The sequence below is a fragment of the Rhizobium sp. BK491 genome (assembly GCF_014194925.1).
In the GTDB taxonomy this organism is placed as follows: domain Bacteria; phylum Pseudomonadota; class Alphaproteobacteria; order Rhizobiales; family Rhizobiaceae; genus Rhizobium.
The window spans coordinates 828,081-840,598 of the sequence record NZ_JACIAR010000003.1 but is presented as its reverse complement, the minus strand read 5'-3'; the positions used below and the strand labels follow the sequence as shown (position 1 = coordinate 840,598).

Annotated in this window: 13 protein-coding genes; 11 read left to right on the top strand and 2 right to left on the bottom strand. The window is 60.5% G+C overall.

The genetic code is table 11. The features are described from left to right. Nucleotides 1–9: 9 nt before the first annotated feature. From thiM to thiD, 3 genes are read left to right on the top strand one after another with little or no spacing between them, the layout of a single operon-like run. Complete coding sequence (gene thiM / locus FHX05_RS18305; RefSeq protein ID WP_183873518.1) at nt 10–813, top strand: hydroxyethylthiazole kinase; 804 nt, start codon at nt 10–12, stop codon at nt 811–813. Further along, complete coding sequence (thiE, locus tag FHX05_RS18300; RefSeq protein WP_183873516.1) at nt 810–1,445, top strand: thiamine phosphate synthase; 636 nt, start codon at nt 810–812, stop codon at nt 1,443–1,445. The genes thiM and thiE overlap by 4 nt, the downstream gene beginning before the upstream one ends. Continuing rightward, nucleotides 1,442–2,254 (top strand): bifunctional hydroxymethylpyrimidine kinase/phosphomethylpyrimidine kinase, encoded by an 813-nt coding sequence (thiD, locus tag FHX05_RS18295; protein WP_183873515.1) that lies wholly within the window; start codon nt 1,442–1,444, stop codon nt 2,252–2,254. The genes thiE and thiD overlap by 4 nt, the downstream gene beginning before the upstream one ends. Nucleotides 2,255–2,384: 130 nt before the next feature. Here thiD and FHX05_RS18290 read toward each other — a convergent pair whose 3' ends face one another. Next, complete coding sequence (locus tag FHX05_RS18290; RefSeq protein ID WP_112603674.1) at nt 2,385–3,257, bottom strand: undecaprenyl-diphosphate phosphatase; 873 nt, start codon at nt 3,255–3,257, stop codon at nt 2,385–2,387. Nucleotides 3,258–3,315: 58 nt separating this feature from the next. Here FHX05_RS18290 and FHX05_RS18285 point away from each other — a divergent pair, with 58 nt between their 5' ends. Then, nucleotides 3,316–3,639: a hypothetical protein gene (locus FHX05_RS18285; protein ID WP_183873513.1), complete on the top strand. Its 324-nt coding sequence runs from the start codon at nt 3,316–3,318 to the stop codon at nt 3,637–3,639. A gap of 125 nt (nt 3,640–3,764) precedes the next feature. Here FHX05_RS18285 and FHX05_RS18280 read toward each other — a convergent pair whose 3' ends face one another. Continuing rightward, a complete protein-coding gene (locus tag FHX05_RS18280) occupies nt 3,765–4,469 on the bottom strand; it encodes a transcriptional regulator NanR (RefSeq protein ID WP_015342988.1) in 705 nt (234 codons plus the stop codon). Between the two features lie 177 nt (nt 4,470–4,646). Here FHX05_RS18280 and oiaX point away from each other — a divergent pair, with 177 nt between their 5' ends. The 7 genes from oiaX (at nt 4,647) to FHX05_RS18245 (ending at nt 12,517) form a co-directional block, all read left to right on the top strand. Next, on the top strand, nt 4,647–5,906 hold the full coding sequence (oiaX, locus tag FHX05_RS18275) for a 3-oxo-isoapionate-4-phosphate decarboxylase OiaX (protein ID WP_183873511.1): 1,260 nt from the start codon (nt 4,647–4,649) through the stop codon (nt 5,904–5,906). Between the two features lie 5 nt (nt 5,907–5,911). Continuing rightward, nucleotides 5,912–7,246 carry a four-carbon acid sugar kinase family protein gene (locus tag FHX05_RS18270; RefSeq protein WP_183873509.1) on the top strand — a complete coding sequence of 445 codons (1,335 nt, stop codon included), beginning with the start codon at nt 5,912–5,914 and terminating at the stop codon, nt 7,244–7,246. A gap of 90 nt (nt 7,247–7,336) precedes the next feature. Then, a complete protein-coding gene (locus FHX05_RS18265) occupies nt 7,337–8,164 on the top strand; it encodes a phosphogluconate dehydrogenase C-terminal domain-containing protein (RefSeq protein ID WP_183873507.1) in 828 nt (275 codons plus the stop codon). A gap of 80 nt (nt 8,165–8,244) precedes the next feature. Then, complete coding sequence (locus FHX05_RS18260) at nt 8,245–9,186, top strand: D-ribose ABC transporter substrate-binding protein (RefSeq protein ID WP_112337184.1); 942 nt, start codon at nt 8,245–8,247, stop codon at nt 9,184–9,186. Between the two features lie 75 nt (nt 9,187–9,261). Then, on the top strand, nt 9,262–9,906 hold the full coding sequence (locus FHX05_RS18255; protein ID WP_183873505.1) for a DUF2291 domain-containing protein: 645 nt from the start codon (nt 9,262–9,264) through the stop codon (nt 9,904–9,906). Continuing rightward, on the top strand, nt 9,903–11,456 hold the full coding sequence (locus FHX05_RS18250; protein WP_183873503.1) for a sugar ABC transporter ATP-binding protein: 1,554 nt from the start codon (nt 9,903–9,905) through the stop codon (nt 11,454–11,456). Before FHX05_RS18255 ends, FHX05_RS18250 begins: the two co-directional genes overlap by 4 nt. Continuing rightward, nucleotides 11,453–12,517: an ABC transporter permease gene (locus tag FHX05_RS18245; protein ID WP_183873501.1), complete on the top strand. Its 1,065-nt coding sequence runs from the start codon at nt 11,453–11,455 to the stop codon at nt 12,515–12,517. Before FHX05_RS18250 ends, FHX05_RS18245 begins: the two co-directional genes overlap by 4 nt. The last annotated feature ends 1 nt before the right edge of the window (nt 12,518 follow it).

Here is a 12,518-nt window from a genome sequence, read left to right as displayed (position 1 = left end):
AGGGGCGATATGCAAGACCAAACAACTGCAGGCAATCTACTTCGCACCATGCGGGCGAACCCTCCGCTGGTGCAATGCATCACCAATTTCGTCGCCATGAATATCGCGGCCAATGTGATGCTTGCCGCCGGCGCATCGCCGGCAATGGTACATGCCGAAGAGGAAGCCGGAGAGTTTGCCGCTATCTCCGGCGCGCTGACGATCAATATCGGCACGCTTTCGTCCGGCTGGCTTGCGGGCATGCGGAAGGCCGCTCAGTCGGCAAACGAGACGGGCAAGCCCTGGGTCCTCGATCCCGTCGCCCATTATGCGACAGGGTTTCGCCGCGATGCCATCACGCGCTTGTTGGAACTAAAGCCGACAATCATTCGCGGCAACGCATCCGAGATCATCGCGCTTGCCGGCGGGACGAGCCGCGGCCAGGGCGTCGATAGCCGCGATGCCGTCGAGCAGGCGGAAGATTCCGCCCTTCAACTCGCGGAAAAGCACAGCTGCGTAGTGGCAGTCACAGGCGTTACGGATTTCGTGACGGATGGGCAGAAGGCGAAGCGCATTGCAGGCGGTTCGCCATTGATACCGCAAGTAACCGCACTTGGATGCTCGCTAACCTGCCTCGTCGGTGCGTTTGCGGCGGCAGCTCCGGATGATCCGTTCCATGCGACCATAGCGGCGCTTGCCGTCTTTGCCGTGGCCGGCGAACAGGCGGGGGCCGCTGCTGGGGGACCAGGCTCCTTCTCCTGGCGCTTCCTTGACGCACTCGCCGCTTTGAGCCCGGAGACACTGGATCGCGACGCAAGGATATCTGCGGCATGAAAGACTTCGATCTCTCGCTCTATCTTGTCCTCGATCCGGTACTGTGCGCCAATATCGGCATGATTGAAACGACCCGTGCAGCGGTTGCCGGCGGCGTTACCATCGTCCAGCTTCGCGACAAGGAAGCGTCAACCGCGGCCATGATCGAGACTGGCCTCGCCCTCAAGCAAATCCTGCACGGAACGAATGTCCGGCTGATCGTCAACGACAATGTCGAGGCTGCCATCGCCATCGGCGCCGATGGCCTTCACATCGGTCAGGAAGATATGAATGCCGCCGACGCCCGCCGCCTGATCGGCCCGGACATGATCCTCGGCCTCTCGGTGGAAACGGAGGCTCTCGCCTCCTCCATAGATGCCGGAATCATCGACTATGCCGGGATCGGTCCGGTCTTTGCCACACCCACCAAACCCGACCACAAGCAACCGATCGGCTTTGACGGGCTTGCCCGCATCGTCAGGCTTTGCCCGGTTCCTTCAGTGGCAATCGGCGGCCTGAAGGCTGTTCATACCGCCGATGTCCTTTCGTGCGGCGCAGATGGCCTCGCGGTCGTCTCAGCCATATGCGGACAACCGGACCCGCAAGCGGCGACAATCATCATCGCGAAAGCCATCAAGGAGGCTCGCCAATGATCCGCAACGTTCTATCTATCGCCGGCTCCGATCCCTCCGGCGGCGCTGGCATTCAGGCCGACCTGAAGGCTTTCTCCGCTCGCGGCGTTTATGGAATGGCGGCTCTGACTGCTTTGACGGCGCAGAACACGCAGGGCGTCTCCGGCGTCCATCCCGTGCCTCCACATTTCGTGGCAGATCAGATCAATGCGATCTTTGCCGACATCCGTGTGGATGCCGTGAAGATCGGTATGATCGCCAATGCCGCCATCGCCAGTGCCGTCGCGGACATTCTGGCGCGACATCGCGATGTACCCGTCGTCCTCGACCCGGTCATGATCGCCAAGGGTGGCGCAGCCCTGCTGGCCGCCGATGCCGTTGACGTGCTGACCACGCGGCTGCTGCCGCTTGGGACCGTCATTACCCCGAACCTACCCGAGGCGGCTGCGCTCTTGCATGACGCAGAGGCGAAAAGCCGCCAAGACATGGCGCGCCAGGCGCTTGCGCTGGCCACGCTCGGGCCTTCAGCAGTCCTCGTCAAGGGTGGTCATCTCGAGGGTGACGAAAGCCCGGATGTGCTCGCAAGCGGCGATCATGTGGCCTGGTTCGAAGCTCAGCGGTTGCCGACCAAGAATACGCATGGAACGGGCTGCACGCTCTCAAGCGCTATCGCGGCAGAGATCGCCAAGGGCCTGCCGCTCCCCGAAGCTATCGCCGTCGGCAAGGCCTATCTCGCCGCCGCGGTTGCTGCCGCAGGCCAGCTTTCCGTCGGAAGCGGCCATGGGCCTGTGCAGCATTTCCATGCACTGTGGGCCACAAATAAGGAGTAGCGAGCCTGTTACTCAAGGATCAGGTCGCCGTTTCTGGTGCCGGCCGCGGCCTCGATCGGGCATAAGACAAAAAGCGCCGTCCTAATGGGCGGCGGCGCCTCTTCATTGGCGATCGAATGGTACGGGCGGCTCAGGCCCAGCCCATGGTCAACACGCCAAAAAGGATGACGGCGCCAAGACCGATACGGTAGATGACGAAAGGCCAGGTCGAAAAGCGTTCGAGAAAGCGCATCAGCCCCCAGATGGTGATGAAGGACGATATGCTGCCGACAATCAGGCCAACGAGCAGCACCGACCAGGCTTCCATCGGAATATGCGCCTTGTGAAGCTCATAAAGCTCCTTCAAGCCGGCAAGAGCGATGGCCGGTAAGCCGAGCAGGAAGGAGAACCGTGCCGCCTCCTCTCTTTTTAAGCCGAGGAACAGTGCGCCGGTTAGGGTCGAACCCGAGCGCGAGACACCGGGGATAAGAGCACCGACCTGCGTGATGCCGACAAAAAGGGCATCCATCAGCGTCATCTGTCCGATATCCTTCCTATGGCGGCTGTAAAGCTCAGCGACCGCCAAGAGCAAGCCCATGACCACGCAGGCGATGCCGATGACCCAGAGGCTGCGGAAAGACGTGCCGCAAGCGTTCAGGGAGGATGACAGCAGCAGGCCGGCGATCACGATCGGTATGGTGGCGATGACGATGGCGATCGCAAGCCGGATGGAAGGAGAGCTCCAGTCCCTTTGCCTGATCGCATCGAGCGATCCAAAGGTGACGTAGCGGACGTCGCTCCAGAAATAGGAGACGATCGCTGCAAGTGCTGCAAGCTGCATCGTAGCCGAGAAGGCAGAACCAGGGTCCTGCCAGCCCAGCAAGGCGGGCACCACGCGCATATGGGCAGTGGACGAGACCGGCAGTAGCTCGGTCAATCCCTGCACGATGCCCAGAATTGCGATCTTGGCATAGCCCAGGGCAACAAAGCCCGTATCCACGCCTTGCGTACAAACATCAGCCACGTTTTGATATCCTCAGTTGTTCAGGGGGCTTAGCACCGAGTGGTGCGACGAACTAGCTGTGAAACTGGTTCCCAAATTGAACTTGGCAACACCTAGTGAAGGGGTCGCCAATATTTCATCGGGACAAGCCGAGGATATAGCCGCGCAGGCTGAACTCTATCTGAAATTGCCGGCTCGAATTTTGGAGTTTGGCGTATTTCTAGCCGTCATCCTCCGGCAACGCCTGCATGTAGCGGATCATGGTGTAGAAGCCGGCGAGGAGGACCAACGCGCCTGCCGCATGATGCAGATTGTGCAGCATCGTATGGTGATGCCTGAGCAGAAGGCAGCTCAAATTATAAAGGGTTATGGCCACGGCCGTCATGAGAGCGGCCAGGAATAGCGCCATGTTTCGCTGAAAGAAATCAATCATCACGCACACCTCTCTTGAGTGCCAACAGATTCCATAAGGATTGGGGAGGAATTACGACAAAGGCACAGAGCCGTGGCGGGCGAACGCCGACGGGTTCATTTCGTATAGAGCGCACGCGATCTTTCCAGATGCTTGAGCATCGCCTGCTCGGCGCCATCTGCATCGTTTTCAGCTAGGCGCGCGAGGATTTCCTCATGTTCGACCAGCGTGAACTTTTCCTTACCGGTCCAGATCAGCATGTCGGTATGATAGGCTTTCAGCCATGCGAGCATCGCTTCGCTGACGGCAGCAAAGATTGGATTGCCGGAAATCTGGGCGATGCGCGTATGGAACTGCATATCAGCAGAAATGAAGTCCTCGGCATGTCCGAGGGATGCCCGCTGCCGGTCGATAATTTCACTGAGATCGGCAACATCTTTCTTGCTCGCGCGCTGTGCGGCCTCGCGTGCCATGCCGCGCTCGAAGAAGATGCGGGCGCTCTTCAGCTGTTCAAGGGAATCAGGTGATTGCGACAACATGATCTTTGCGGTCAGGTCGACCTGCCGAAAGATCGACTTCGCAGTGAGCTGAAGCACCTTGGCACGTTCGCCATGGGAAATGTTGACCAGCCCCATATTGGCAAGGGCCTGCATGGCCTCCCGGATCGCCGGACGTCCGACACCGAAGCGCTCCATGAGGACACGCTCGGACGGCATCTCATCACCCGGCTTGAGCTCTCCCGACGTGATCAACCGTTCCAGCCGATCGAATACTTCATCGGATAGCTTTCGGCGTACAATTTGTTCGACTGGCTCGCCCATGGAATCCCGCTTTCCCAAAGCTTTTACCCCTTATGCATTTTTGGCCGCCATGGCGGAAGCCCCACCCTACCGACAACCGGGCAAAAAATAGTTTGCAGAAGTTGGAATACTCATTATACCAGATCACCAGTTTGCGCCACGCGGAAAATCGTCGGCGAGAGGAGCATTCACCCACTCATGACTATTACCATCACCTACCGTATCGAAACGCCAGGCAGCATCGAGGCGATGGCTCGCAAGATCGCCAGCGATCAGTCGACAGGCACCTTCGTCGCTGTGCCGGGCGAGACGGAAGAACTCAAGGCGCGCGTGGCCGCGCGTGTCGTCGCGATCCATCCCCTTGCTGACGTGGAGCGTCCGACTTGGCCGGAGGCGGCCGAGGGCCACGGTCCGATCCATCGGGCCGATGTCGACATCGCCTTTCCGCTGGATGCGATCGGTACCGATCTTTCGGCACTGATGACAATCGCGATCGGCGGCGTCTTCTCCATCAAGGGCATGACCGGGATCCGCATTGTCGATATGAAGCTGCCCGAGGCCTTCCGCAACGCGCATCCCGGCCCGCAATTCGGCGTTGCTGGCAGCATGCGCCTGAGCGGCGTCAGCGGTCGCCCGATCATCGGCACGATCGTGAAGCCGGCGCTTGGCCTTCGGCCAAGGGAAACGGCGGCACTGGTCGGCGAGTTGATCGGCTCCGGCGTCGATTTCATCAAGGACGACGAGAAGCTGATGAGCCCGGCCTATTCGCCGCTCAAAGAGCGCGTCGAGGCCATCATGCCCCTGATCCTCGATCACGAGCAGAAGACCGGCAAGAAGGTGATGTACGCCTTCGGCATTTCGCATGCCGATCCCGACGAGATGATGCGCAACCACGATCTCGTGCTGAAGGCCGGCGGCAATTGCGCCGTTGTCAACATCAACTCTATCGGATTCGGCGGCATGAGCTTCCTGCGCAAGCGTTCCGGACTGGTGCTGCATGCGCATCGCAATGGCTGGGATATCCTGACCCGTCATCCCGGCGCCGGGATGGATTTCAAGGTGTATCAGCAGTTCTGGCGCCTGCTCGGGGTCGACCAGTTCCAGATCAACGGCATAAGGGTCAAATATTGGGAACCAGACGACAGCTTCGTCGAATCCTTCAAGACGATCCGCACACCGCTTTTCGATCCATCCGACTGTCCGCTTCCCGTTGCCGGTTCCGGTCAATGGGGCGGCCAGGCGCCCGAAACCTACCAGCGAACCGGCCGGACGACCGACCTTCTCTATCTCTGCGGCGGCGGCATCGTCAGCCACCCCTTCGGACCCGCTGCCGGCGTTCGTGCAATCCAGCAGGCCTGGCAAGCGGCGGTTTCGGACATACCGCTTGCCGACTATGCCAAGGACCATCCGGAGCTTGCCGCCTCGATCGCAAAATTCAGTGACGGCAAGGACGCCTGACAGCGATGTCCAATCTTCTTCTCAGCTACTACGGCGATGACTTTACCGGCTCGACCGACGTCATGGAGGCCCTCGCCTCGAACGGCGTACAAACCGCTCTCTTCCTCGGCATACCAAGTGAAACCTTACTGGAGCGGTTCAAGGATTGCCGCGCCATCGGCATTGCCGGCACCAGCCGCAGCGAAACGCCGCAATGGATGGACGAACATCTAACGCTCGCATTTCAATGGCTGAAAAGCCTCGATGCCGCGCTATGCCATTACAAGGTCTGCTCGACTTTCGATTCCAGTCCGAAGATCGGCAACATCGGCAAGGCGATCGAGATCGGCAAGGCGCTCTTTGCACAATCCGTCGTGCCGGTCGTGGTCGGTGCGCCGCAGCTCAAGCGTTACACTGCCTTTGGCCATCTCTTTGCCGCGTATCAAGGCGAAGTCTTCCGTATCGACCGACACCCGGTCATGAGCCGGCATCCCGTCACGCCGATGGATGAGGCCGATCTGGCCGTGCATCTGAGCAGACAGACGTCCCTTCCCGTCAGCCTCGCCGATCTCGTCGCACTCCGGGCAACCGATGCCGACGCACGGATCGATGCGCTGACGGGAGGCAGGGAGGGCATCCTGCTGCTCGACGTCGACAGTGCGGAAACACAGGTTGCCGCGGGACATCAGCTATGGCGTCTGGCAATCAAGGGCAACGTCTTTGTCGCAGGCTCGTCCGGTGTCGAATATGCTCTTCTCGATGCCTGGCGGAATGAGGGTTTGATCGAAGAGAAGCCGGTATTCGCTCCTCCCGGCAAGGTCGATCGTCTGGCTGTGGTCTCCGGCAGTGTATCGCCGACGACTGAACGGCAGATCCGCTGCGCGACGGCCAATGGTTTTGACGGCATCGATCTCGACCCCTTGGCGCTTGTCGGCGAAGATGCCGGGCAGGCGCTTGACGCAGCGGTCGCCGCAGGCATGGCCAGCCTCAAGGCCGGCCGCAGCGTCATTCTTCATACGGCACTCGGCCCATCGGCGGATCGCGGCGGCGATATAGACCGTATTCCCGGCGCCCGCCATCGCCTGGGGCGGGCTCTCGGCACGATCCTGCGACGGTTGATCGAAGAGGAAAATCTCGGCCGCGCCGTCATCGCCGGCGGCGACACGTCGAGCCACGCGCTCAAGGAATTGCGTGTCGAAGCGCTCACGACGCTTCTTCCATTGCCGCAAACTCCCGGCTCGCCGCTTTGCACGGCCCACGGCAGCTATGCGCCCACCAATGGTCTGCAGATCGCGCTGAAGGGCGGCCAGGTCGGCACCGATGATTATTTCACACAGATCCGCGACGGCAGAGGATCGTAGCGGCGTCATTCTTCGGCATTCAATTGGCATACTCATTGACTCATTATACCACTTGCGATACCACATTCTGGAAGTGAACGAGGTACTAACATGACTGCAATTGCTCTTTTCGGCGCCGGAGGCAAAATGGGCTACCGGCTCGCCAAGAACCTGAAAGGCTCGCGCTTCGATGTGCGCCACGTCGAAGTCAGCGATGCCGGCAAGGCGCGCCTGAAGAATGATCTTTCCGTCGATTGCGTCCCGGTCGATGCCGCGCTGGATGGCGCGGACGTCGTGATCCTTGCAGTACCGGATACCGCTATCGGCAAGGTTGCCGCCGGCATCGTCGACAAGCTGAGGCCCGGCACGATGGTCGTCGCGCTCGACGCCGCCGCCCCCTTCGCCGGCCATCTGCCGCACCGTGAAGATCTTACCTACTTCGTTACCCACCCCTGCCATCCGCCGATCTTCAACGACGAGACCGACATGCAGGCCAAGAAGGATCATTTCGGCGGTCTCTTTGCCAAGCAGCATATCGTTTCGGCACTGATGCAGGGTCCGGAAAGTGCCTATGCTCTCGGCGAGGAAATCGCCAAGGTCATCTGGGCGCCCGTCATGCGCTCGCACCGCGTCACCGTCGAGCAGATGGCGATGCTGGAGCCGGGTCTTTCTGAAACCGTCTGCGCCTCGCTGCTCGTCGTCATGCGTCAGGCCATGGATGAGTGCGTCGCCCGCGGCGTTCCGGCGGAAGCCGCCCGTGACTTCCTGCTCGGCCACATGAACGTGCTCGGTGCCGTCATCTTCAAGGAAGTCGACGGCGTCTTCTCCGATGCCTGCAACAAGGCGATCGAATTCGGCATCCCTGCCCTGATGCGCGACGATTGGAAGAAAGTGTTCGAGCCACAGGAGATCGCGGAAAGCATTCGCCGCATCACCTGATCGACATCGCCGGGGAGGGCGTCACCCTCCCCTTGCTGCCCTGCCGGGAACAGGGCCTGTTTCATAACTGGGAGGAGACCATGAAACTAAGACGCAGACTGACACTTGCAGCCTTTACCGGCGCGCTCGCTCTGGGCACGGCAATGCCGGCCTTCGCGGCTGACCTGATCGCCATCATCACGCCGGCCTTCGACAATCCCTTCTTCAAGGCGGAGGCCGTCGGCGCCGAAGCCAAGGCAAAAGAGCTGGGTTACGAGACGCTCGTCATGACGCATGACGACGATGCCAACAAGCAATCGGAAGTCATCGATACAGCGATCGGGCGTGGCGCCAAGGCCATTATCCTCGACAATGCCGGTGCGGACGCAACGGTCGCTGCCCTGAAGAAGGCCAAGGATGCGGGCATCCCTTCCTTCCTCATCGACCGCGAAATCAATGTCACCGGCATCGCCGTCGCCCAGATCGTTTCCAACAACTATCAGGGCGCACAGCTCGGCGCGCAGGAGTTCGTCAAGCTGATGGGCGAGAAGGGCAATTATGCCGAACTCGTCGGCCGCGAAGCCGATACCAATGCCGGCATCCGCTCGCAGGGCTATCACGACGTCATCGACGACTATCCGGACCTGAAGCTGGTCGCCAAGCAGTCGGCAAACTGGAGCCAGACTGAGGCCTACGCCAAGATGGAAACCATCCTTCAGGCAAATCCCGACATCAAGGGCGTGATCTCGGGCAACGACACCATGGCGATGGGCGCGATTGCAGCGCTGCAGGCCGCCGGCCGCAAGGATGTGATCGTCGTCGGCTTCGACGGTTCCAACGACGTGCGCGACTCCATCAAGGCGGGCGGCATCAAGGCGACGGTCATGCAGCCGGCCTACGCCCAGGCCCAGAAGGCGGTCGAACAGGCCGACGCCTATATCAAGAACAAGACGGCGCCTAAGGACGAGAAGCAATTGATGGATTGCGTCCTTATCAATGCCGACAACGCCGACAAGCTCGAGACCTTCGCACTGAAAAACTGATGGTGGACCACTAGGTTGGAGGGCGCGGCAAAACCGCGCTCTCCGGAGCTTTTCTGCAAGATCGAGGTGCATTGCATGTTGAGGATCAGAGGCGCGCTCGTGGCCTTTGTATTGGCCGCGGCATTGCCCGGCTGCAAGATTATCAAGACACCAACGCCCGAGGAGAAGGCGGCAGCGGCGGCAAAGAGTGCCTTCGACCCCGCAACCAAGGTGGAGGCGATCTGGCAATCCCAGGTACTGCCCGCCATTGATAAACGCGCGGGCGATCTCAAGACGGTGTTGCGGGCGGTAGCAACTAATCCCGATGATGCCGGCGCGAAATACGGAAATCCGCGCAAGCAGAGTTCCTCGCCCTGGACCTATGCCGTCAAGCTAAGCGGTAAGATCGTGGCTGCCGATACAGCCTCCCGCGCGGGCACCCTCGACGTCGACGTGGATGGCGACGGCAAGGCGGATGCGAAGGTGCAGATCGGCCTGGCGGTCCGCGGCACGGCGCTGCGCGACGCGCTGGATTTCCTGGACTTCAACGAATTCAGGAACCAGATCGAATGGGCACAGTTCGGCAAGGCCTTCAATGAGAAGGCCAATTCATCATTTCTGGCAGCTCTGCCTCGCGACGGGCTGATTGGAAAGACGGTCACCGTGACGGGTGCGTTTCCGCTGCCCGCATCCGGTCAGCTGCCTTTGATCACCCCTTCAGCCCTGACATTGGGGCAATGACCATGAGCGAAACCCCAAGCAACGATATCATCCTGCGCCTGGAGGACGTTTCCAAGGTCTATTCCGGCATCGTTGCCGTCAAGCGCGCCAACCTCGAGCTGCACCGCGGCGCGGTCAACGTGCTCGTCGGCGAAAACGGTGCCGGCAAGTCTACCCTGATGAAGATCATCGCCGGGGTCGAACGGCCGACCTCGGGCCGCATCCTGCTCGAGGGCGAGGAAGTCTCCTTCAGCAGCCCGGCCGACGCGCAGGCGCGCGGAATCGGCATGATTTTCCAGGAGCTCAATCTCTTCGCCAATATGACGGTGGCCGAAAACATCTTTGCGACGCGCGAAATCACCCGCGGCATCTTCGGCATCGATCACAAGGCACAGATCGCAAGGGCCAACGAGTTTCTGGATCGGCTCGATGCCGGCATAAGCGCCGAAACGATGGTGGAAGACCTGCCGATCGGGCAGCAGCAGCTTGTCGAGATCGCCAAGGCCATCTCACTTGATGCCCGTATCCTGATCATGGATGAGCCGACATCGGCGCTGTCCGCGGCAGAAGTCGACATTCTGTTCAAGGTGATCGCAGAGCTGAAAGCTCAGGGCGTCGCGATCGTCTATATTTCGCACCGGCTGGAAGAACTGATGCGGATCGGCGACTACATCACCGTACTGCGCGACGGACAGATCACCGGCCAGGCCATGGTTCGCGATATCGATACGAAATGGATCGTCCGATCGATGATCGGATCCGATGCCAAGGATTTCGCCAGGGACGGCGGCCATACAATCGGCAAGGAAGCCTTTCGCGCCGAAGAGATCAGCCTGCCGAGACCTACGGGCGGCCTTGCCGTCGATCATGTCTCGCTGTCGGTGCGCGCCGGCGAAATCCTCGGCATCTACGGCCTGATGGGAGCAGGACGCAGCGAATTCTTCGAATGCGTGATGGGCCGGCATATGCATTCGACCGGGCGTATCTACATCGACGGCTTGGAGGTTCGCGCCCGCGACACCACCCGGCGCATCCGGCATGGCCTCGCCTTGATTCCAGAGGACCGTCAGCGCGAAGGATTAGTGCAGGTGCTGTCGATCGCCAGCAATTTGACGCTTGCGAGCCTCGGCCGCTTCGCCCGGCTGTTTTTCCATATCGATCCAGGGGCCGAAAAGAACGCCATTCGCGACATGATCCGCGATCTCTCCATTAAGGCGCCTAATCCGGACTTCGAGGTTACCTCCATGTCCGGCGGCAACCAGCAGAAGGTCGTCATCGGCAAGGCGCTGATGACCGATCCGAAGGTGCTTTTGATGGACGAGCCGAGCCGCGGCATCGATGTCGGCGCCAAGGCCGATGTCTTTCGCACCATGCGCAGGCTCGCCGGCAAGGGGTTGGCAATCTTGTTTTCAACATCGGACCTTGAAGAGGTCATGGCACTTTCGGACCGCATCGCCGTGCTCAGCAACGGCAAGCTCGTCACCGTTCTCGACCGAAGCGAAGCGACGGAAGAGGCCATCATCGCGGCATCCGCCAAGGGACACGGACATACAGGGAAACTCGCGTCATGACCGCAGATACGTCCTCCGCCTTTGCGACCAATCGCTCGAACGGCTCCGTTCTCCTGACGCTGATGAAGCTCAGGACCTTCATCGCGCTGTTCGCCGTCGTCATCTTCTTTGCGATCTTTGCACCGAACTTCACCTCGACCGCCAACATCATCCTGATGTCGAAGCATGTCGCGCTCAACGCCTTTCTCGCCATGGGGATGACCTTTGTGATCGTCACCGGCGGGATCGATCTATCGGTCGGTTCGATCGTCGGCCTTTGCGGCATGGTGGCCGGTGCCCTCATCCTGAACGGCGTCGAACTGCCGATCGGATATACGGTCTACTTCAACATCTACGAGATCATCCTCATCACACTGGCCGTCGGCCTGGGGATTGGACTCATCAACGGCCTGCTAATCACCAAGCTCAACGTCGCCCCCTTCATCGCCACGCTCGGAACGCTCTATATCGCCCGCGGCCTCGCACTCCTGTCTTCTGACGGTCAGACCTTCCCGAACCTGGTCGGGCGGCCGGAATATGACACGACGGGCTTCGACGTCTTCGGCGCCGGCCGCCTGCTCGGCCTTCCCGTTTCCATCTGGATCCTGATCGTATTGGCGCTACTCGCCGCTTACGTCGCCCGCTCGACGCCGATTGGCCGGCACATCTTTGCCGTCGGCGGAAACGAGCGCGCAGCGCGCATGTCCGGCATCCGTGTCGATGTGGTCAAGATCTTCGTCTATATGTTCTCGGGGCTTTGCGCCGCCATCGTCGGTATCGTCATATCGTCGGAGCTGATGGCGGCGCATCCGGCAACCGGCGAGAGCTTCGAGCTGAACGCCATTGCAGCAGCCGTGCTTGGCGGCACCTCCATGTCGGGCGGCCGCGGCACTATCGGCGGGACGATCATCGGCGCCTTCGTCATCGGCATTCTTTCGGATGGCCTCGTGATGATGGGCGTATCATCCTTCTGGCAGATGGTGATCAAGGGATGTGTCATTATCATCGCTGTGGTCGTGGATCAGGCGCAGCGGCGTCTCCAGCAGCGCGTAACTCTCATGCAAATGGCAAAGGCAGGCTGAA